Below are 17,832 nucleotides of genomic sequence, written 5' to 3'. Positions count from 1 at the left end.
CTTCCTCGATGCGGGCGCGTATCAAGGAATTCCCGCAGCGCAAAGAACGGCGCAGAGAATTGCGAGAGCGTGCCGAATGGGACAGGGGAGAATCACCCTGAAAATGCAGCGAGCTGGGGCCCGCACCCCAAGGTGCGGGCCCCAGCTGCGAAGTATGCGTCAGTGCCGTGGTCAGGCCGGAACGATGTTCTCGGCGGTCGGACCCTTCTGGCCCTGAGCGATGTCGAACGACACCTTCTGGCCTTCCTGCAGCTCGCGGAAGCCCTGGGCGGCGATGTTCGAGTAGTGGGCGAAGACGTCGGCGCCGCCGCCGTCCTGCGCGATGAAGCCGAAGCCCTTTTCGGCGTTGAACCACTTCACAGTACCGGTGGCCATGTCATTTCTCCTTCGGAAACGGTGCTCGGAGTGCGCCTTGTGCGCTCTCCGTGTCGCCGTGATGATCAGCCCGTCGGAAAATGAACCTTTTGGCAACCACAACTGCAACTTGTCTCGACAGTAGCACGGAATGGTCGCGCGCCTGTCGCCGATAATTCGGCTCCACGGCCCGGCACGAGAAATTCTCCCGCGCCCGTTTCAGATTTTCTCCTGCGAACCGGCGGGTATTTCGTCACCTCAGCGGGTCGGGAGCGCGCTCACGAGGAGGCACGGTCCGAGTGCGCCGCCGGGGCCGGTCACAGGGCCAGCACCGCGCGCACTCTGTTGCCGCCCCCGGCGACCCGAACGATGTCGAAGCGCTGCGCCAGGCACCGCACCATGGCCAGACCCCGCCCGCTCTCGCTCCAGGTCGTCGGCGACCGCACGACGGGCCGGCCCGGGCTGCTGTCGTAGACCTCGACGGTCACCTGGGTGTCGGACACGCGCAGGCGCAGCCGACAGGTGCCGCCGTGCCGCGTGGCGTTGGTCACCAGCTCGGAGACGATGAGGGTCGCGTCGCCGATGTGCTCGGCGTCGAGCCCCGCCGTCCGGCGGTCCGACCGGGTGAGGAACTGCGAGGTCAACTTGCGTGCCCTGCCCGCCGATTCGGCCTCGTCGGGCAGCAGGTACTCGACTTGCGCGGAACGCCTATGGGTACGCCGATGCGTACGCATGGCGGATCACTTCCCCTCCTGGGCCATCCGACCACCGTGGCCGTGGCCGCTCGCCGGGCCGCGGCATGTCCTGCCCGGCCGGGCCTGCCCGGTGCTGATGCCCGGTGCGGATGATCGCCAACCGGAAAGGGCGAGCCGTTCACCGCCGACGCCGGCGGCCGCCGTCGGAAGGCACTGGGCAGGTGCCTGGCAGGCGAAGCTGTGGCTCTTCGAGCCCGGGTGCCGCCCGGTTCAGGCGCGCAGCAGCCGCCCGGTGATCTCCCGGTACTCCCGCAGCGCGATCCGGAGTTCGGCGGACTGCGTCTCGGGGTCCTGGTCCTGCCACCCCGCACGCATGGCGCTCCGCCGGTCCGCGAGGGCGTGCATCAGCGCGGCGGTGGCCTCGTCGAAGGCGGACTCGGCCTCTTCCAGGGCCTTGTCGGGAGCGTCCGCGAAGGTGTTCAAGGCGTGTCCCAGGCGCCGGACGATCTTCTCCCGCTCGTCGGACGGGAGCAGCGGTTCCGGGCCCGTGGTGCGGCTCCCGGAGACGCCCGGGGGCCGGTCGGCGGGCTGCTGGGCGCGTGTCTGGTCGTACATCGTCGTGTGTACCGCTTCCGTTGCGTTGGGGGTCGCCGCCCGAAGACGCCCTTGGTCTTCTCGGCGGCCTGTTTCAGGCTGCCGGCAACCCGGTCGGCCCTGCCCTTCACGGCCCTGAGCCGTCCCGTCAGTCAACGTCCGGCGACGATCCGTGTCAACGCGCACCGGCCCGAGCGCACCCCATCGGGGGGCCTGACCAGCGATCTCCGGGAGTTTCCCGGCTCGGGGAGTACGGTGGGGCGAACGAGGGTGCGTCGTGCCCATCCGACAGGTCGTCTCCAGCACACCACCCGTCCACCAGGGCAGTCCGTGACCCCGGCCGCACCTCCCTCCCAGCGGCCCACGCCGAGGTCGAGAAGCCCCTCCGAGGCATCCAGCTCCCCCACGCCTGTCCCACAACGCCCGGCACGGCGTGGACCGTCAGCCCGACCCCGTCGTGCTCGACGTCGACCACCCGACCGCGCACGGCAGTTGGCAGGAGCCATCATGACCACCGCAGTGCAAGCCCCGCTTCCCTCCCGGCCGGTCCCGCGTCTGCGCCTGGCCCCGCACGGGGACCTGTCCCGGGCCATCGACGGCGCGTGGTGGCCCCGTTCGTACGACCTGCTCGCCGAACTTCCGCACCTGCTGGCCGGGTTGCCGCGTGCGTGGGGCCAGATCACCAGCGTCACGGTCAGCGGGGCCACGTGGCCCGCGGTGCCCGGCCGGATCCTCGTCTCCAACCAGGTCGTACGACTGCGCAGAACCCCGGGGGAAGCCGCCCCGCGCACCGTCGTGCTGCTCGCAGCCGGCCGGGGACGCTGGGACCTGCTGGTCGTGCCGCCGGACACGACCGAGGAAGCCGCGGAACCGCTCATGTCGGCCGCCGCGGGCGGTCAGGTCCGGCCCGGCCCGTCGCTATAGGGCGGCGGCGGCCGCCTGCCCGCGGTCGGCTGTCGTGCGTCCGTCGCCGGCCGCACCGGATCCGGTCCCGTACGACGGGGCAGTGCCGTCCGGCTGTTCCGCGGCCATGAGGGCGGACGCGGTCGAACGCGGATCGCCGCAGGCACCCGCGGCGGCCATCAGCCGGGCGGCGGACGGGTCGACGGTCTCCGGCGGGATCACCAGGAGGTTCCAGCGGACGACCGTGCCGGACAGCAGCAGGATCTGGTGCGGATCCAGCTCCGAGGTGAACCAACCGACCTGCACCACACGGCCGTTGACGTAGATCCTGCGCGGAATGATCGGCCAGTAGCGGGGATTGACGCCGATCCGGGTGACTCTTCCTCCCAGCGGGTCCAGTACGTCGGCCAGTGGGGGGAGTTCCTGTGTCAGGTCACGGGTGCGGGGCCACCAGGCGCCGTGCGGTCGCGCTGGGACGTCTCCTCGGGGAGGACCGTCGGGTGCGAGGGCGAGGCGTGCGGGCGGGACCCTGAAGGGTGTGGCGCTCAGCAAGGCACGGTCGGTGGTCGCGGACATCGTGCGGACCCGTCTCCGGACCCCCTGCGCGGAGGCAGTCGTCCGGCGTCGTCGCTCACCAGGAACGACACCGGTATCGGTGCCGGCGCGCGAAGTGCTCCCGATGACCTCACGCTACTCCCCGAACAGGCCGAACGCACCGCTCCGACCGCCGCCTCACTCGTGCCGACGGCCCTCGTCGGGGGAACGGCTGGTCTCCAGCCAGGAGCGCGCCGGTTCCGCCGTACGCGTGGTGTCCACGACGAGTTCGAGGCGCGTTCCTCCGCCGTCGCCCGCGGGATAGCTGCGCTGCTCGGTGGCGTCGAAGCAACGGCGGAGAACCTCCGCGACGCGACGGGCGACGTCGGGCGAGGCGGCGACGACGCGGACCTCGGCGTATCCGTCCGAGGGTGTTTCCATGGACCGCATGGCGACCTCGGAGCTCGATGTCCCCGTACGAGACGGGCCGGATCCCTCACTCTACTCCCGCGGCCGCCACGGTTCCCGCAGCTCCCGCGCGTGATCGGCGGGCTGCCCGGCCGCTGTCGGGGTCGGGAGTACTGTGAGAACGACGAGCCACTCGGTCCCCTCATTCCAGGTAGGCAGGCGAGTGCGATGGCCGACTCCGACTCCCCGAGGGCGACCAGGCTCCTGCCGGACGCGGTGCACCGGGCCGTGCGGCCCGGGACGGTCGTCGTACGGCTGGAGACGACACATGACCGGCAGGGCGTGCTCGACGGGGTGTGGTGGCCCCGCTCCCGCGACATCGCCGCCGAACTCCCCAGCCTGATCAGCGCATTGACCGAGCACCTCGGCCCTGTCACGCGTGTCGGTCTGGACAGCGGAGCCTGGGAAGGGCTGCCGACGCGGATGACCATCGACGACCGCGTCATCCACATCGACTCCTTCCCGGTCGGCGACGGCACCGTCCTCGTCACCCGGGGCGAGCAGGATCTCTTCTCCCTCCTCGTGGTCCCGCCGCACGCGACGCCCGAGGCCGCGCGCGCCGCCATGGCCGAGGCCGTCCGCGCGGGCAGCGGGAGGCGGGCCGAACAGATCCTCATCGACACCGGCGCCGGGCGAGCGGAGCCGGACGAACAGACCTGAGCGAGCGCACGGTCTTCAGGCCGCGGTCTCCGTGACGAGGACGGCGACGGTGACCGGGCGCGGGGCGTCAGTGCTGGCCGCGTCGGCCATGGCGTCCCGGACAGCGCGGGCGACGTCCAGCGGATGGTGACCGAGGGCGACCGCGAGGTGGACTTCGAGGTGTCGGCCGGGCGGATCGTCATGGTCCGCCACCATGACCGGGCGGCTTCCCCACACGGCGGCGAGGCGGGCGACGCCCGGAACACCCGTCGCGACGTCCGCCAGCTGCGCGGCGAACCCCCGCAGGGACTCCGTTCCGGTCATCGGGAGTGAGGCTCGTGCGTCGGGGGCTTCCGGTGCGGGCGTCGTGGCCCTCGCCGCGGTCCGGGACGCCACGCCTGTCTCCGGGGCACCTGTCTCCGGGGCGTCATGAAGATCAGTGATGCGCAGGTCGGCTGTCACGGTGGCCAGGCCGAGCCGTTCGCGGGCCGTGTCGAGCAGCGCGCTCCTCAACCGGTCGGCGGTCTCGGCCAGCGGCTGCGCGAGCGATGCCGTGCAGGCGGCTTCGATCCTGAGCGGGCCGGGCCGTAGCGCGCCGGCCGGCGGCCGGACGGCCGGCTCGGAGACGGGCTCGTGCGGTGCCGGCCCGATGCGCAGGGCCTCCAGCCGGACACCGGGAACCCCGGCGGCCGCGCGCCCGAGATCACGGACGGCCGCCTGCTCGGTGATCCAGGTCCCGTCCTCGGGCCCGCCGAGCGGGAGGAACCGGCCCAGGGCGAACCGGTGCCGTACCGCCTGCTTCCCCGCCTCGGCTTCCACCGGCCTTCCACCCTCCTTCTTCCAGGGACGCGTTCCTCCCTGCCCGCGCTGCGTCCGGAGTGTCCGCGAGGGCTGCGGGCAGGGGCCCGGGGCACCCCTCCGACCACTCGACCTCACGATCTGCAATACCATTAAAAGGTATCAAAATGGACGGTAATCTTGAGGGTGAGTCCGGTCTGGGCCTCATGAGGGAGGAATGTCCCGATGACTGAGAACACCGGCGTTGGACAGGGCGGTGCGCCCGGCACTCGCGGCCGGACGACCGTCGCCGATGTGGTGGTGGAGAAGATCGCCGGGATGGCGGCACGGGACGTGCCCGGTGTCCATGCCCTGGGCAGTGGATTCGCGCGCTCGATGGGGTCCGTGCGGGAGCGGATGCCTGGCACGGACAGCGGCAGGTCTGTCACGCGTGGGGTCAGTGTCGAGGTCGGAGAGCTGCAGGCGGCCATCGATCTGGAGGTCGTCGTCGACTACGGCGTATCGATCCCGGACGTGGCCGGCGCGGTGCGGGAGAACGTGATCTCCGCGGTGGAGCGGATGGCGGATCGGGAAGTCGTGGAAGTCAACCTCATGGTCAGCGACGTGCAGCTGCCCGACGAGGAGGACGAAGGGGCGGGGCGGCAGCGGATCCAGTAGCCGGGGCGGAGCAGCCCGCTTGAGTGAAGGAGCGCGTGATGAACAGGGCCGTGGTGGGCTTGATGGCCGGAATGGCGCTGGGTTTCGCCGCGTATTTCGGTGACTTCTGGGCTTTCGTGCTGGTGCTGGGGCTGGGCATCGTCGGTCTCGTGATCGGACGGTTCATGGAAGGTGATCTCGAACCGGGCGACTTCGTCCGCCGCCGCGACCGGCAGGAGCGGATCCGCGACGACCGGCGACGGGCTCGGGGGGACCGGCTGCGGTGACCGGTGAAGCGGAGCGCCGTCAGGCCGTCCCTCGCGGGGAGCGCGGCGCGATCACCGTCGCCGACCGGGTCGTCGCGAAGATCGCTTCCCGGAGCGCGCGCGAGGCGCTGAGCCGGTTCACCGAGTCGGCCGGCCACGTACCGCCCGGCCGTCGGACGCCACACGTGACCACGTCCGTGCGGCGGGCACCGGAGCCGGACACCACGAAACCGGACGCCGAGTCCGCCGCCGGACGGCAGGCGGTGCTCGGCGAGGCACGGCTGCGCATCACCGTCGAGCTCGGCTATCCGTCCGACATCGGGGCGCAGTGCGCCGCGGTGCGCCGGGAGGTCACCCAACGGCTCAGCACGTGGGCCGGCATGGAGGTGTCCGACCTCGTGGTGTCGGTCGAGAGGCTGCACTCGGCGCACACGCGCCGCACGCGTCAGGAGAGGGTGAGATGAGCGCGAACACCTGGCGGCGGCCGACCGGCGACAGCGCCCCTCCCTCCGCACCCCGACCCGCGGCTCGGTCCGCCGATGGCACCCCGGGGACGGAGGCGGAGACGCGGACGGAGGCCGGGACGGGCGCGGGTACGACGACGGCGACGGACGAACCAGGTCGGCCGACGCGCCGTTTCTGGTCGGCGCGGCGGATTCCCGCGGCGTTGGTGGCCCTGCTGTCCGCCGTCGCCGTCGGATTCCTCCTGTACGACGTGGTCGCGGTCCGCGCGGGCCGGTCTGCGATGCGCTGGCGGCGGCGGCTCGCCGAGGAACTGGCCACCCGGCCACTGGACGACATCTGGATGATCGTCGGGGCCGCGGTGGCGATGGCCCTCGGCCTGTGGCTCTTCCTGCTGGCGGTGACGCCGGGACTGCGCAGGCTGCTGCCCATGCGCCGGCCCACCGGTACCCCCGGGGCGGAGGAGGTCCATGCCGGGCTCGACCGCCGCGCGGCCGCCCTGGTTCTGCGCGACCGGGCCGTACAGGTGCCCGGTGTCCAGTGGGCACAGGTCTCTGTCGGCCGCCGGAAGGTCAAAACCCGGGCACGAGCCCATTTCCGAGACCTGGAGGAGGTCCGCGCGGACCTCGACGCCGCACTGGGCCAAGCCGTGACGTCCTTGTGTCTCGCCCGTCGACCCACGTCGACCGTGCGTGTCCGGCGCCCGAAGAAGGGCTGAGGTGATCCGATGCTCAGGACAGTGAACCGGGTGCTGCTGGGGCTTCTCGGCCTTGGACTGTTCGCCCTGGGCGGCGGCGTGCTGCTGGGTGGGCTGGATCTGCAGCGCCGCTGGGACTTCGGCATGCCGGGCTGGTGGCCCTTCCGCGGGCCGGACGACGTGGTGCTGGGCACCGAGGGACGCACCCGGTGGCGGGAGGAAGGCTGGTGGTGGCCGACCGTCATCGCGGTGCTCGTGGTGCTGCTGGTCCTGCTGCTGTGGTGGCTCCTCGCGCAACGCAGGCACCGCCTGGACCGGGTCCTCGTCGACAGCGAGGACGGCACAGCGGCCCGACTCGACGGCCGCACGCTGGAGGACGTGATCGAGGAAGAGGCACAGGCCCTGGACGGGGTCTCGCGCGCTCAGGTACGGCTGACGGGCCGGCCTGCCGCTCCGACCGCGCGCGTACGGCTGCTGCTGGAGCCCCACGCCGATCCGGCGCGGACTCTGGGGCGACTGAGCCGCGAAACACTCGCACACGCGCGGGACTCGGCCGGCCTGGACCGCCTCCCCTCGAAGGTCCGACTCCGGGAAGCCCGTCACAGCGCCCGACGCACCCTGTGAGAGCAGGCTTCCCGGTGCTGCCGGAATCGTGGACGTCGGCGTTCAGGGTCCCGTGGCGGGGCAGCGCGGGGCCGGGGCCGAAGGGGACGGGAGCCGCGGCCCGGATGACGACGGTGAGGCCGAGGGAGGTGAAGGCGGCCCGGTGGGCGTGCTCGCTCCGGATGCCCCTCTCGTCCTTCCGGCACCCACCCGCTGAGCCGCACGCCGCCACAGTCGTCCCAGAGCGCGGTAGAAGCGGTCCGGCAGGAAGACGGCGTCGGCGATGATCATCGCGCCGGAGAACAGGGGCAGCCCCATGAGTACCGCGATACCCAGGTGCATGCCCAACAGCAGGGCCAGAACGGGGTACTTGAGCCGCCCGAACAGGACGAACGGGAAGGCGACCTGCAACAGGACCGTCAGATGGCAGGCGATGGCGAGCAGTACGTCGTGCTCGTCCGCCATGAGCGAGAGGCCGGGCCAGGGCCGGAACAGGTCGAGGTTCAGGGCGTAGTGAAGGGCGGTCCCGTTGCCCCAGGATCCGCCCTGCGCCTTGTACAGGCCCGCGGACCCGTAGAGGAGGCAGACCTGGGCCGCGATGACGAACATCCCGCAGTTGTGCAACACGGCGACCAGGGTCCGCCGGGACGTACGGAGGTGATGCCCGAGCCCGCCCGCCGTCCGGCGCACCGGCAGGCGCGTCTGCGTACCCGCGTGTGCTCGGAGCCTGGCTCTGCGCGCGTCGAGGGAGCAGCGACGGCCGCACGCGGTGAAGACGAGGTAGACGGCCATGAGGAGGATGAGGTTGTCCCCGCCGTCGGTCATGAAGATCGCCCTGCCGTGGAACGACGCGACCACGACCGCGAACAGCACGGACACCGCTCTGGTCCGCCACCCGAGGGCGAACAGTGCCGATGTGGCGACGGCCAGTGCGTAACAGGCCTCGAAGTAGGCCCGGCTGTCCGACAGGGTGAGGAGGCTGATCCACCCCGTCTGGTCGAACAGCTGCCTCGCCAGCTCCGGCGTCCACGGTGATCCCGGACCCCAGATCTCGTCGCGGTGCGGGAACTCGCGCAACAGAAACACGAGGTAGACGAGCCCGTATCCGATGCGCAGGACGGCCGCGGCGTACAGGGAGACGGGCCGCTCCGTCAGGACGCCGAGGCCCGCGTGCCACCGGTCGCGTGTGCGGTGCGACGCGCCCGCCGCCCTCTCGGCCGCACGCGGGTCATGCGGCTCAGGCGGGCGGGGTGCGGGTACCTGCTCAGTTTCCAAGGGAGTCCACCTTCACCTTCCACCAGGGCAGATACCGCGTGTCGGACGCTCTCGGCGCGGCCGCGCCCGCGCCGCCCGCTGAGGCGGGCGCGGCGATGGACACGGTGACCACCCGTAGCTGGATGGCCTCGAAGGGCCCGCCACGATGGGCGGCGACGCGCTTCGAGGCGATGTTGGTCAGGTACTGCTGAGTCATCAGCGCCCGCTGCGAGCGAGGCCGGTCGTCGCCACCGTGGTGATCGAGGTAGGAACTCCAGGCTCGTCGCAGCATGTTCTGCGCCGTGTGACTGGGGAAGGGGTTGTGCTTCACCGCCGAGTTGTCCACGGCGGTCAGGTCGAACCAGTCGCTCACCTGCTTGGCGCCGTCCGGGCCGGTGTGCTCGGTCCTCACCGAGATCTGCCGGTTGACCGATTCCGGATCCGGGGCGAAGAGCCGCCAGTTCTGCTCGAACAGCGGGTGCACCCATGCTTCGACCTGTCGGCCGTACTGCTGGGAGAGCGGGTTCGGGGGCGCCACGTGCAGAAACACGAGGAGCACATGGGCCAGGGCCGTCGCCAGGCAGAGGGCCGCGGCAGTACTCGTCAGCGCTTGCAGGAGGATCGGCGGAGGCTCCGATGGTGGCGGGGGCATTTCCACGGACACCTGCTTGAATTCGCCGGCGGTTCTGTCCATGGGCGTGTCCATGGGCCTGTCCGCGGTTCTGTCCGCGGTTCTCTCTGTGGATTCTGTCGTGGATTCGTCCGCGCCCGTCGATACAACGCCATCCAACACGGCCTCACCCGGCCTTTCGATCCCGGCTTCTCTCACTGCTTCTCCTGAAGCTCGTCGGCGGCGCGCGACGGAAGGAAATGATCCGCCGCGCGCCGCCCGTCCTCTCAGGGACGCACGCAGGACTCAGCTACGAACGCCGCCGTGGCCGTTGCCCTCGCCGGACTTGCTGTCGTGCTCGCCGTGACCGCCGTGCTCTTCGGGATTCCCGCCGTGGTCGTGACGACCGTGCTCTTCGGAATGCCCTCCGGGGCCGTGCTGGTCGTGTTCGCCGGGGCCGTGCTGGCCGTGCTCCTCGGGGCCGTGCTGGCCGTGCTCTTCGTCCTTTCCGCCGTGGTCGTGCTCGTCACCGGGCCCGCCGTTCACGCCGCCGTTGACACCGCCGTTCACGCCGCCGTGCACGCCGCCGTTGGCACCGCCGTTCACGCCGCCGTTGACACCACCCACGGTCCCGCTTGTCGTGGCACCGGCGACAAGGCCGCCGAGCGCTCCGCCAGTGGTGCCGCCCGTCGTCAGGACGCCGCCGAGGAGACCACCCAGGGCCCCACCGGTTCCGCCGCCCGTCGGCACGCCGCCGATGACGCCGACCGTGGTGCCGCCCGTGGTCGTGCCGCCCGTGGTCGTGCCGCCCGTGGTGGCCCCGGCGATCACACCGCCGGTGACCAGACCGCCCGTGGTCGTGCCGGTCCCGCACGGCCCCAGGAAGATGTCGTTGGTGTCCAGCGTCACGGCGCCGTCACCCCGTGCGCCCGCGTCGGCCAGCAGTCGGCCGTTGATGTCCGCTCCCGTGGTGGCGGTGATCGAGGTGTCGGCCATGATGGTGCCCACGAAATCGGTGTTGGTGCCGAGCGTGGCCGAGCTGCCGACCTGCCAGTACACGTTGCACGGCGAAGCACCGTTGACGAGGCTCACCGTGCTGTTCTGGGCTGCCGTCGTCAGGGTGGAACCGACCTGGAACACCCAGACGGCGTTGGGGTCGCCCTGGGCGTCCAGGGTGAGGGTGCCGGTGATCTGCGCGGAGCTGTTCGCCCGGTAGAGGCCCGGCGTCAGTACCTGGCCGCCGTACTCGTGGGGAGCGTCGTTGTACACCGCGTCCACCAGAGTCTGCCCGGCGGCCTGGTTGTACGCCGTGGTCAGGTCGATCTTCGCCTGGGCCCGCGTGGGCATCGGCGGAGTGCAGGGTTCCGGGCGGGGTCACGATGCCGGGCGGGAACCCGGTGATCTCCGTACCGGGGCTCACGCCTACGTTGAGGCCCTGGACCACTGTGGGGCCGGTGTTGGTGACCGCCGCACCGGCCAGTACTCCGTAACTGGCTGCCGTGCCCAGAGGTACGGGGGTGGCGATCGCGTGTGCGCGTGGCGGTGTCATGGCCACGACGGCGGCGGCGATCACCACAGCCGTCACCGCCGCGATCCACACCGAAAGGGTGCGCCGTGCAGGCGCGTCAGGAATATGCATCGTCATTGAGGTGGCCAGCTCCTTGAGGAAGGATCTCGGCGATTCTCGGCAGAATGGAATCGCCCGTATTCTGCCTTCGGCATATTACGCAGATAAAAAACGAGCCGGTGGAAACGGGAGCTGGTTTCGCTGAAGTGGAAGATGTTTGTGGAAGGTATGCAGGAATGATTAATGGGCCGAATGGCGCTGTGATCGCTCGGCCTGATGAAAGGGCCGAACCGGCATCGGCCGGTGAGTTTCGCGTCGCCGAGGTGTCGCGATGAGCGGACGGTCCGTCTTTCCGGCGTTGCTCCTGGCCGCCTGTCGGGGAGCCGGGCTCCGCGGTGGCCGTCAGCGGAGGTTGCGCCGCTTGGCGCGCCGGGGTTTCCGCACCGCGACGAAGGTCGCTGTGGCCGCGAAGAGGACGATGCCGATGACCAGGAGATAGCCCAGGCCGTCCCCTGTGACGCCGATGATTCCCAGAACGGCGGCCACGAGGATGAGCAGCACGGGGAGCGCCACGACGAACGCCTCCATCGGGCCGGTGGGCAACGGCCCCGGCGTATGCACGCCGGGGTCGCCCTTCCGGGTCGCGGCACGTGAGAGTGCGTTGACCCACTTGTCATTGTATGCCTGGTATGGGGGGAGATGTTGTCTGGTGCCGGGAGCTCTCGGGAGCCGTCCGTCCACGCCGGACGGCCGGATGCGGCCGCCCGGTAGAGGGTCGAAGATGCGTGCGGCCACCGGGGTGCCGTCGGCCAGGCGCAGGGCGAGCATCGCCTCGTGGCCGTAAGCGATGAACGTGTCGACCGATTGTTCCGAGGACGGATCGTTCGCCTTCGACGCCCTGGTCACGGCCGTGCTCGACGAGCAGGGCACGGTGCTCGGGTGGTCCCGGTCAGTCGCGGACCTGGTGGGGCGTTCCCGATGCCGGACTGCGCCACTCCACCGCCGCCCTCCCCGCGCTCTGCCGTTCCGACCGGCCTCTGGCAAAGACCGGCCGCGCCCTCCTCGCCGGGCTCGGCGAGGAGCCGCCCAGGGACGACATCACCTGTCTGCTGGCCCGCACACGCGCCGTCCCCGCAGAGGACACCGCCTCCTGGGAGTTCTCCGCCGATCCGGCGCGTGCTGGTGACCGACGCCATCCGCTTCGGCGGCGAACCGTCGGACCGCGCCTGAGCCGGGGGCGACGGGTGAACCGCTCCAGGGCTGACGGAGGCCCGGGAGTGCCCCGTGTTCGGGGACGAGCGGGGTGCTCCCGGTCGGCCGGAAGGGGTGGATCAGCGCAGTCCGGCGAAGAGGTCGTTCTCGGGTACGGCCGCGCCGGTGGCGTCCTGGACACGGAGGAAGGTCTCCATGCCCATCAGCTCGCCGAACCTCTCCTTGCCCATCTTGAGGAAGAAGATGTTCTCGCCCTGACTGGCGTGCGCGGCCAACGCGTCGAACTTCTGACCGCTGAACGCGGTGGTGTCCACCCACGTGGTGATCTCGTCGTCGGGGAGGCCGATCTCGGCGAGCGCGGCGGCCTCGGCGGGGTCCGGCTCCGGCATGTCCTCACCGAACTCGCGCATGATCTCGCCGAACCGCCCCATCATCGAGCGGGGCATCGTGGTCCAGTACACCTTCGGTGTCAGCCCCGTCATCTCCAGCGCCGCCATCGTGATGCGATGGGCCTGGATGTGGTCGGGGTGGCCGTAGAAGCCGTTCTCGTCGTAGGTGACGACCACATCGGGCCGGTAGTGCCGCATGAGTTCCGCGAGCCGGGCCGCGCCCTCCTCCACGGGTGTCTGCCAGAAGGAGTCCGGGGCGTCGTTGGTCGGCCAGCCCGTCATTCCGGAGTCGGCGTAGTCCAGCATCTCCAGATCGCTGATCTTCAGGACGTCACAGCTCGCCTGGAGTTCTCGACGGCGCATCGCGGCGACGGCCGAGGGATCGTGCCCGGGGTCGCCCGGCTTGACGCCTCCCGGTCCGTCGCCGCAGCCGCCGTCGGTACACGTCACGAGCACCGTGCGGATGCCTTCCGCCGCGTACATGGCGAGGACCCCTCCGGTTCCCGTGGCCTCGTCGTCGGGGTGTGCGTGTACTGCCATGAGCGTCAAAGGCCGGTCGGTCACGAAACAGTCCTCCTGCGGAATCACGTCTGGGTCCGAGTGCGCGGCGGGCGAACCGCGGTCTCGGGGACCGGATCCCGGTGGGGCGGACGACCCCTGGCCCTCCGTGTTCCCCGCCCGTGCGACGCCGCTCCCCGGTCGATGCAACCCGCCGGCCGTGCTGACTGTTCCCGGCGCGGCCGCTCGTACGGCGTTCATCGGGCTCTTCGGCTCGCGCGGTGCGGGGCGCGGCCTTCTCCGGCGACGACAGTCAGCAGCACGCTGCTGCCGGACTCGACGCGACCGTCACAAGGCACGCACGGAAGGCACGCAGGGAAGGACGTCACGGCGTCGGCAGACGCAGGGCGAGGAGGGCCACGTCGTCGGTGCTGCCGGGTGGCATGCGGGCCAGTAGTTCGTCGCACAGCGTGTCCAGCGGCGCGTCGGCGAGCGCGAGGGCGTGCCGGCGCAGCCGGCCCAGGCCGGTGTCCAGGTCGCTGCCGGGGATCTCGATCAGGCCGTCGGTGTAGAGGAGGAGGGTGGCGCCCGGCGGCAGGGCCAGCGTGGCATTCGGCCTGCTCGGGCCGGTGGCCGACGGAGCGCCGAGGACGATTCCCTGCCCGGCTTCGAGGTAGTGCGCCCGTCCGCCGGGGGTCAGGAGGAGGGGCGGCGGATGTCCGGCGCTGGTCCACCGCAGTGTCCAGGGGCCGGTCTGCGGGTCGCCCTCGACCCGGGCGAGGACGAGGGTGGCCATCGGGACGGTGGTGATGGCGGGCATCGCGTCGTCGAGGCGGTCGACGACCGCGCCGGGCGGTTCGGTGTGGTCCCAGGCCAGGGACCGCAGGATGCCGTGCAGTTGGGCCATCCCGGCCGCCGCCGTCAGATCGTGGCCCACGACGTCCCCGATGATCAGCGCAAGCGCCCCGTCCTTCAGCTCGAACGCGTCGTACCAGTCGCCGCCGACCTGGGAGCCGACCGGAGCGGGCTGGTAGCGGGCGGCCAGCCGCAGGCGGCCCGGCTGGGGCAGCGGGGCGAGCAGATTGCGCTGCATGGCCTCGGCGACGGCGCGCTGACGGCCGTACCGGCGGGCGTTGTCGATGACCAGGCCGACCCGACGGCCGATGTCGCTCACCACGTCCAGATCGGCGGTGTCGAAGGGGTGCGCCGGGTCGGTGCGCACCAGCGTCAGCGCGCCGGTGATCTGCCGCCGGGAGCTCAGCGGCACCGTGATGACGGACGTCGCGCGCACCTTCCGCAGGAAGTCGCTGTCGAGGGCGGACAGGGGAGAGCCGGGCGGGGCGGGCGGCGTCCCCGTGTCGTGCGGTTCCTGCCGCAGAACAGGGGGGCCGCCGTTCAGCACCCGGACAAGAGGCGAGGGGTCTCCCTCGGCGGCCTCGGGAAGGTGCTCGCGCCCGCCCTCCAGCGCGGCGTCCCGGCCGGCGGGACCGGTCACCGTCACCCGGTGGATCTGCCCGGAACCGGTCCGGAGGTCCACCGCCGCCCAGTCGGCGAGGCGCGGAACCAGCAGGCGCCCCAGCCGGGCGAGTGCCTCGTCGGTCTCCAGGGTCTGGCCCAGTACGTCGGTGATCTCCGCGATCAGCGTCAGCCGCTCGTTGAGGTCTTCCAGAGCACTCGTGTAGGCCGCACGTTCCCGGCGCGCGCCGTGGTCGACCGTGGCGTCGGTGAAGAGGACGGCCATGCCCTTGACGGAGCCGTCGGCCGTCAGGGGAGAGGCGGACCAGGAGATCGTGACCAGCCGACCGTCACCGCGCATATAGCTGTCGCCCTCCCCGCGCGCGGCGGTTCCCTCGGCCAGCGACTGGAGCAGCGGGCACCGCTTCCGCAGGAGCGTGCTGCCGTCCGCGTCCCGGTGCAGCATCTCGTGCGCGTCCGCGCCGCGCATCGTGCGGGCGGCCCGGCCCAGCAGCCGTTCGGCGGCCGGGTTGACGTCGACGATCCGTCCGGCCGGATCCAGCACCATCAGGGCGGTGCCCAGCTGCTCGACGACCTGCGGCCAGAAAGCCGGCTCGGCCGCCGTCCGCGACGGCCCTGCGCCTCCCGCACCCTGCTGCACCATGCCGCCCTCCAGTCATGGCGACCGTCAGCGGACAGGACGCCGTCCGGCGCGCCGCGCCGGCCGTACCGCGAAGAAGGTCAGGTCGGCGACGAAGAGCACGATGCCGATGGCCAGAAGATAGCCCAGGCCGTCGGCTGCCGTACCGATTCCCGGCAGGACGGCCACGAGGACGAGCAGAAGGACCACCGCCACCATCGACCCGATCACCTCCCGCGGACCGCGTGTCCAGGGTCAGCGGCGCGCGAGCTGACGTTCGCCCCCTGCTCCCGGCCGGTACGTCATGTCGTAGTGCCGGAAGATCTCTTCCTCCTGTTCGGCCGGCAGCACGTCGTCCGTCCCGATCGACGGGGCCTTCCGCACCCGCCCCCTGTCGTAGGGGACCTTGACGTAGCCGGGTCCGAGGACCGCGTCGTCGAGGGGGACGAAGACCAGGCGGTGGCGGGTGGGCAGCCCGGTCCGGACGGTGGCCATGGCCGGTTCGTCGGTGGCCGTGTTCACATAGACCGCTTCGAGCATGCCGATCCTGCGCTGTTTCGGGTCGACCACGTCCTGGTTGCGCCACTCGCGGATGTCGGCTGCACGGATCATGCCCCGCTCCTGTCTGTGTGCTCCGCCGGTGGTGAGAGGGCCTCGGCGGACCCATCTGTCATCGTATGACCGAAACACCCTGCCGTCATGGGTGGTGCTGTGGGGCGCTGCGCGCCTGGGGCTGTTGCTCCGTGGGCCGATCGGTCTGTCCGCCGATCGGTCCGGCGGACCTGTCCGAGGAGTACGCTCGGAACCACCGAGGATATTTCGCACACCGGCTCTCAGGCTCGTGTCGTTTTCGGCGATCCAATATGCCGGGCCGGTTGCGGTCGGCCCGGGGCAGGGTTCGCGTCATGACTGCGACCATCTCCTTCCCGCCGAGGGCCGAAGCCGAAGACGGATCCTCCTCGTCCTCGTTCTCCTCCTCGTCGTCTCCCCGTCTGTCGCTGGCTCCCGTGGGTCCCGCACCGGCTCTGCTGGACGGCGCCTGGTGGCCCCGCACCCGCGATCTGGTGGCGGAACTCCCCTCCCTGATGGCCGTGTTGGATCCGCTGTGGGGGCGGATCACCCGGGTCACGGTGAATCCCACCCACTGGCCGGTCGTTCCGCGCCACGTGCCCGTCGCCGGGCACGTGGTGAAGGTGGGCTGGTTCCTGTCCGAGCAGGACCCGCACGAACTGCTGTTGCTCTCCTACCGCACGGGCCGCTGGAACCTCCTGGTGGTGCCGCCGCAGACGCCCGCAGGCTCGGCCGCCTGGCTGATGGCGGCCGCGAGCGACCCCCTGGGCACGTCGAGCGCGAGCCGGTTGATGGAGGAGGCCGCGCGCCTGCGGGCGGTGTCCGAGACGGACCGGGTCGTGGAGGCGGTCTGGGACTCCGAAGGAGGACATGAGGCCGGCGACCCGGTCGCACGTCCAAGGGTCCCGGCCGTGACCGCCGTGACCGCCGTGACGCCGCGTCGGCAGACGGGAAGGTGAGCACCGTGGAGACGTTCGTGACCGTGCTCGTGATCCTCGCGATGATCGCCCTCGGGGCGTACCTCATCCACCAGCTCAACTCGCAGCACGGCGAGCGCACCGCCGGCTTCCACTACGGCCGCTCCGGGATGCCCGTCGGGGGGCCGACACCGTCGGCTCCGCGCAAGGGCCACGGCCGGGGCAGGGCGGGGACGAGCAGCGCCGACCGTCGCCGCGACCATCGCGAGGGCGGGCGGGGGCGGCTCCGCACCCGGCGCCGCGTCCGTGACGGGGCCGGGTGATCTCCTTCTTCCGGCAGGACTCTCCTCCGGACGGACTCCCCGCCCGTCGCCGGGAGTCGAGGAGTGGGCGAAGGGGAGGTAGCTGCGCGGGGTGCGACCGGTGCTGTCGCGGCCGGGCAAGGGGTGGGCACGGCCCCGGGCGCCGGGGCGCCGTACGGCGTGAGACCGACGCGGTGAGCTGCCGACTACGACTGCCGACTACGACTGCCGCTCGGCTGTCGTCAACCCGCGCCGCTCGGCTGCTGTGGGCACGCGCCGCTCGGCTGTCGTCAACCCGCGCCGCCCGGCTGTCGTCAACCCGCGCCGCCCGGCTGCCGTGAGCACGCGCCCCCCGGCTGCTGTCAACCCGCGCCGCCCGGCTGCTGTGACATGAGTCCGTCGGCTGCTCTGCACGCGTGCCGCTCCGCCGTGTGACGTGACCTGGACCACCGACGAGGCCCAGGGCCGTATGGATCCCGTCAAGGGAGCGAGTCCCGACGTCAGAGAGGCGTCAACGGTGGCCGATTCCGGCCGGCGGAGCGGTTTCCTCGGATCGTCCGTTCTTCCCGAATCTCACTCCAGGAGTTCGCGATGGCCGATGTGGCCTTCGTCGTCACCACGATCGCGGTGTTCGCGCTGGTGGCTCTCGTCGCCAAGGGGGTGACGAAGCTGTGACCGTCGAGAACGTCGTCGGCCTGGTCGTGGCCGTCTCGCTGCTGGGCTATCTCGTCCTCGCCCTGATCTTCCCGGAGAGGTTCTGACGGTGACT

25 protein-coding genes are annotated in these 17,832 nt (G+C 71.3%); 11 read left to right on the top strand and 14 right to left on the bottom strand.

Translation table 11 applies throughout. The annotated features are described in order from the left end of the window. Positions 1–171 precede the first annotated feature (171 nt). The 3 genes from RM704_RS31535 to RM704_RS31525 form a co-directional block, all read right to left on the bottom strand. On the bottom strand, positions 172–375 hold the full coding sequence (locus tag RM704_RS31535; RefSeq protein ID WP_033530389.1) for a cold-shock protein: 204 nt from the start codon (positions 373–375) through the stop codon (positions 172–174). Between the two features lie 296 nt (positions 376–671). Then, on the bottom strand, positions 672–1,088 hold the full coding sequence (locus RM704_RS31530; protein ID WP_052146334.1) for an ATP-binding protein: 417 nt from the start codon (positions 1,086–1,088) through the stop codon (positions 672–674). A gap of 231 nt (positions 1,089–1,319) precedes the next feature. Further along, complete coding sequence (locus RM704_RS31525; protein ID WP_033530388.1) at positions 1,320–1,664, bottom strand: hypothetical protein; 345 nt, start codon at positions 1,662–1,664, stop codon at positions 1,320–1,322. A 486-nt stretch (positions 1,665–2,150) separates the two neighbouring features. On the opposite strand from RM704_RS31525, the gene RM704_RS31520 reads away from it, so the two are divergent. Next, positions 2,151–2,567, top strand: a complete 417-nt coding sequence (locus RM704_RS31520) for a DUF5994 family protein (RefSeq protein ID WP_033530387.1) — start codon at positions 2,151–2,153, stop codon at positions 2,565–2,567. Here RM704_RS31520 and RM704_RS31515 read toward each other — a convergent pair. Then, entirely contained in the window at positions 2,562–3,122 is a 561-nt protein-coding gene (locus RM704_RS31515) for a DUF5994 family protein (protein ID WP_052146333.1), read from the bottom strand. The genes RM704_RS31520 and RM704_RS31515 overlap by 6 nt on opposite strands. Positions 3,123–3,278: 156 nt before the next feature. After that, a complete protein-coding gene (locus RM704_RS31510; protein WP_033530386.1) occupies positions 3,279–3,530 on the bottom strand; it encodes a hypothetical protein in 252 nt (83 codons plus the stop codon). A gap of 186 nt (positions 3,531–3,716) precedes the next feature. Here RM704_RS31510 and RM704_RS31505 point away from each other — a divergent pair, with 186 nt between their 5' ends. Beyond that, positions 3,717–4,208 carry a DUF5994 family protein gene (locus tag RM704_RS31505; protein WP_033530385.1) on the top strand — a complete coding sequence of 164 codons (492 nt, stop codon included), beginning with the start codon at positions 3,717–3,719 and terminating at the stop codon, positions 4,206–4,208. A 15-nt stretch (positions 4,209–4,223) separates the two neighbouring features. Here RM704_RS31505 and RM704_RS31500 read toward each other — a convergent pair whose 3' ends face one another. Beyond that, positions 4,224–5,006, bottom strand: coding sequence for a hypothetical protein (locus tag RM704_RS31500; RefSeq protein WP_033530384.1), 783 nt, complete (start codon positions 5,004–5,006; stop codon positions 4,224–4,226). Positions 5,007–5,210: 204 nt separating this feature from the next. Between RM704_RS31500 and RM704_RS31495 the strand changes: the two genes are divergently transcribed. Genes RM704_RS31495 through amaP form a run of 5 tightly spaced genes read left to right on the top strand, consistent with a single transcriptional unit; the run spans position 5,211 to position 7,670 of the window. Continuing rightward, positions 5,211–5,642, top strand: a complete 432-nt coding sequence (locus RM704_RS31495) for an Asp23/Gls24 family envelope stress response protein (protein WP_033530383.1) — start codon at positions 5,211–5,213, stop codon at positions 5,640–5,642. Between the two features lie 38 nt (positions 5,643–5,680). Further along, positions 5,681–5,908 (top strand): hypothetical protein, encoded by a 228-nt coding sequence (locus tag RM704_RS31490; protein ID WP_033530382.1) that lies wholly within the window; start codon positions 5,681–5,683, stop codon positions 5,906–5,908. After that, on the top strand, positions 5,905–6,351 hold the full coding sequence (locus RM704_RS31485) for an Asp23/Gls24 family envelope stress response protein (RefSeq protein ID WP_033530381.1): 447 nt from the start codon (positions 5,905–5,907) through the stop codon (positions 6,349–6,351). The genes RM704_RS31490 and RM704_RS31485 overlap by 4 nt, the downstream gene beginning before the upstream one ends. Beyond that, positions 6,348–7,067, top strand: coding sequence for a DUF6286 domain-containing protein (locus RM704_RS31480; protein WP_033530380.1), 720 nt, complete (start codon positions 6,348–6,350; stop codon positions 7,065–7,067). The genes RM704_RS31485 and RM704_RS31480 overlap by 4 nt, the downstream gene beginning before the upstream one ends. 9 nt (positions 7,068–7,076) lie before the next feature. After that, positions 7,077–7,670, top strand: a complete 594-nt coding sequence (gene amaP, locus RM704_RS31475; RefSeq protein WP_033530379.1) for an alkaline shock response membrane anchor protein AmaP — start codon at positions 7,077–7,079, stop codon at positions 7,668–7,670. Between the two features lie 42 nt (positions 7,671–7,712). On the opposite strand, the gene RM704_RS31470 is transcribed toward amaP, so the two are convergent. The 3 genes from RM704_RS31470 to RM704_RS31460 form a co-directional block, all read right to left on the bottom strand. Beyond that, on the bottom strand, positions 7,713–8,924 hold the full coding sequence (locus RM704_RS31470; RefSeq protein ID WP_107072405.1) for an HTTM domain-containing protein: 1,212 nt from the start codon (positions 8,922–8,924) through the stop codon (positions 7,713–7,715). Further along, on the bottom strand, positions 8,914–9,597 hold the full coding sequence (locus RM704_RS31465; RefSeq protein ID WP_311591496.1) for a DUF5819 family protein: 684 nt from the start codon (positions 9,595–9,597) through the stop codon (positions 8,914–8,916). The genes RM704_RS31470 and RM704_RS31465 overlap by 11 nt, the downstream gene beginning before the upstream one ends. Before the next feature lie 222 nt (positions 9,598–9,819). After that, a complete protein-coding gene (locus RM704_RS31460; RefSeq protein ID WP_438828964.1) occupies positions 9,820–10,860 on the bottom strand; it encodes an ice-binding family protein in 1,041 nt (346 codons plus the stop codon). Positions 10,861–11,060: 200 nt separating this feature from the next. Here RM704_RS31460 and RM704_RS31455 point away from each other — a divergent pair, with 200 nt between their 5' ends. Further along, positions 11,061–11,285: a hypothetical protein gene (locus tag RM704_RS31455; RefSeq protein ID WP_192829808.1), complete on the top strand. Its 225-nt coding sequence runs from the start codon at positions 11,061–11,063 to the stop codon at positions 11,283–11,285. Positions 11,286–11,482: 197 nt separating this feature from the next. Here the strand turns inward: RM704_RS31455 and RM704_RS31450 are convergent, their stop codons facing one another. The 5 genes from RM704_RS31450 to RM704_RS31430 all read right to left on the bottom strand — a co-directional run bounded on the left by RM704_RS31450 (position 11,483) and on the right by RM704_RS31430 (position 15,886). Further along, a complete protein-coding gene (locus RM704_RS31450; RefSeq protein ID WP_033530378.1) occupies positions 11,483–11,986 on the bottom strand; it encodes a hypothetical protein in 504 nt (167 codons plus the stop codon). A 425-nt stretch (positions 11,987–12,411) separates the two neighbouring features. After that, complete coding sequence (locus RM704_RS31445) at positions 12,412–13,245, bottom strand: PIG-L family deacetylase (protein ID WP_033530377.1); 834 nt, start codon at positions 13,243–13,245, stop codon at positions 12,412–12,414. A 319-nt stretch (positions 13,246–13,564) separates the two neighbouring features. Then, a complete protein-coding gene (locus RM704_RS31440; protein ID WP_052146332.1) occupies positions 13,565–15,298 on the bottom strand; it encodes a SpoIIE family protein phosphatase in 1,734 nt (577 codons plus the stop codon). A gap of 24 nt (positions 15,299–15,322) precedes the next feature. Beyond that, complete coding sequence (locus tag RM704_RS31435) at positions 15,323–15,493, bottom strand: hypothetical protein (protein ID WP_157856769.1); 171 nt, start codon at positions 15,491–15,493, stop codon at positions 15,323–15,325. Between the two features lie 36 nt (positions 15,494–15,529). Next, positions 15,530–15,886 (bottom strand): PRC-barrel domain-containing protein, encoded by a 357-nt coding sequence (locus RM704_RS31430; protein ID WP_033530376.1) that lies wholly within the window; start codon positions 15,884–15,886, stop codon positions 15,530–15,532. A gap of 293 nt (positions 15,887–16,179) precedes the next feature. On the opposite strand from RM704_RS31430, the gene RM704_RS31425 reads away from it, so the two are divergent. The 3 genes from RM704_RS31425 to kdpF all read left to right on the top strand — a co-directional run bounded on the left by RM704_RS31425 (position 16,180) and on the right by kdpF (position 17,824). Then, positions 16,180–16,803 carry a DUF5994 family protein gene (locus RM704_RS31425; protein WP_033530375.1) on the top strand — a complete coding sequence of 208 codons (624 nt, stop codon included), beginning with the start codon at positions 16,180–16,182 and terminating at the stop codon, positions 16,801–16,803. Positions 16,804–16,808: 5 nt separating this feature from the next. Continuing rightward, positions 16,809–17,084 carry a hypothetical protein gene (locus RM704_RS31420; RefSeq protein WP_033530741.1) on the top strand — a complete coding sequence of 92 codons (276 nt, stop codon included), beginning with the start codon at positions 16,809–16,811 and terminating at the stop codon, positions 17,082–17,084. A gap of 650 nt (positions 17,085–17,734) precedes the next feature. Then, positions 17,735–17,824, top strand: a complete 90-nt coding sequence (gene kdpF, locus RM704_RS31415) for a K(+)-transporting ATPase subunit F (RefSeq protein WP_033530374.1) — start codon at positions 17,735–17,737, stop codon at positions 17,822–17,824. The last annotated feature ends 8 nt before the right edge of the window (positions 17,825–17,832 follow it).

It is taken from the genome of Streptomyces gottesmaniae, assembly GCF_031845845.1.
GTDB classification, from domain to species: Bacteria; Actinomycetota; Actinomycetes; order Streptomycetales; family Streptomycetaceae; genus Streptomyces; species Streptomyces akebiae.
The sequence above is the reverse complement of the archived record's forward strand: the minus strand, read 5'-3'. Positions and strand labels throughout refer to the sequence as shown.

Excerpts from the sequence above, each read along its gene's own strand:
- RM704_RS31535 (WP_033530389.1), bottom strand. The coding sequence starts at position 375 with ATGGCCACCGGTACTGTGAAGTGGTTCAACGCCGAAAAGGGCTTCGGC.
- RM704_RS31530 (WP_052146334.1), bottom strand. The coding sequence starts at position 1,088 with ATGCGTACGCATCGGCGTACCCATAGGCGTTCCGCGCAAGTCGAGTAC.
- RM704_RS31525 (WP_033530388.1), bottom strand. The coding sequence starts at position 1,664 with ATGTACGACCAGACACGCGCCCAGCAGCCCGCCGACCGGCCCCCGGGC.
- RM704_RS31520 (WP_033530387.1), top strand. The coding sequence starts at position 2,151 with ATGACCACCGCAGTGCAAGCCCCGCTTCCCTCCCGGCCGGTCCCGCGT.
- RM704_RS31515 (WP_052146333.1), bottom strand. The coding sequence starts at position 3,122 with ATGTCCGCGACCACCGACCGTGCCTTGCTGAGCGCCACACCCTTCAGG.
- RM704_RS31510 (WP_033530386.1), bottom strand. The coding sequence starts at position 3,530 with ATGCGGTCCATGGAAACACCCTCGGACGGATACGCCGAGGTCCGCGTC.
- RM704_RS31505 (WP_033530385.1), top strand. The coding sequence starts at position 3,717 with ATGGCCGACTCCGACTCCCCGAGGGCGACCAGGCTCCTGCCGGACGCG.
- RM704_RS31495 (WP_033530383.1), top strand. The coding sequence starts at position 5,211 with ATGACTGAGAACACCGGCGTTGGACAGGGCGGTGCGCCCGGCACTCGC.
- RM704_RS31490 (WP_033530382.1), top strand. The coding sequence starts at position 5,681 with ATGAACAGGGCCGTGGTGGGCTTGATGGCCGGAATGGCGCTGGGTTTC.
- RM704_RS31480 (WP_033530380.1), top strand. The coding sequence starts at position 6,348 with ATGAGCGCGAACACCTGGCGGCGGCCGACCGGCGACAGCGCCCCTCCC.
- amaP (WP_033530379.1), top strand. The coding sequence starts at position 7,077 with ATGCTCAGGACAGTGAACCGGGTGCTGCTGGGGCTTCTCGGCCTTGGA.
- RM704_RS31465 (WP_311591496.1), bottom strand. The coding sequence starts at position 9,597 with ATGGACAGAACCGCCGGCGAATTCAAGCAGGTGTCCGTGGAAATGCCC.
- RM704_RS31460 (WP_438828964.1), bottom strand. The coding sequence starts at position 10,860 with ATGCCCACGCGGGCCCAGGCGAAGATCGACCTGACCACGGCGTACAAC.
- RM704_RS31455 (WP_192829808.1), top strand. The coding sequence starts at position 11,061 with ATGGCCACGACGGCGGCGGCGATCACCACAGCCGTCACCGCCGCGATC.
- RM704_RS31440 (WP_052146332.1), bottom strand. The coding sequence starts at position 15,298 with ATGGTGCAGCAGGGTGCGGGAGGCGCAGGGCCGTCGCGGACGGCGGCC.
- RM704_RS31435 (WP_157856769.1), bottom strand. The coding sequence starts at position 15,493 with ATGGTGGCGGTGGTCCTTCTGCTCGTCCTCGTGGCCGTCCTGCCGGGA.
- RM704_RS31430 (WP_033530376.1), bottom strand. The coding sequence starts at position 15,886 with ATGATCCGTGCAGCCGACATCCGCGAGTGGCGCAACCAGGACGTGGTC.
- RM704_RS31425 (WP_033530375.1), top strand. The coding sequence starts at position 16,180 with ATGACTGCGACCATCTCCTTCCCGCCGAGGGCCGAAGCCGAAGACGGA.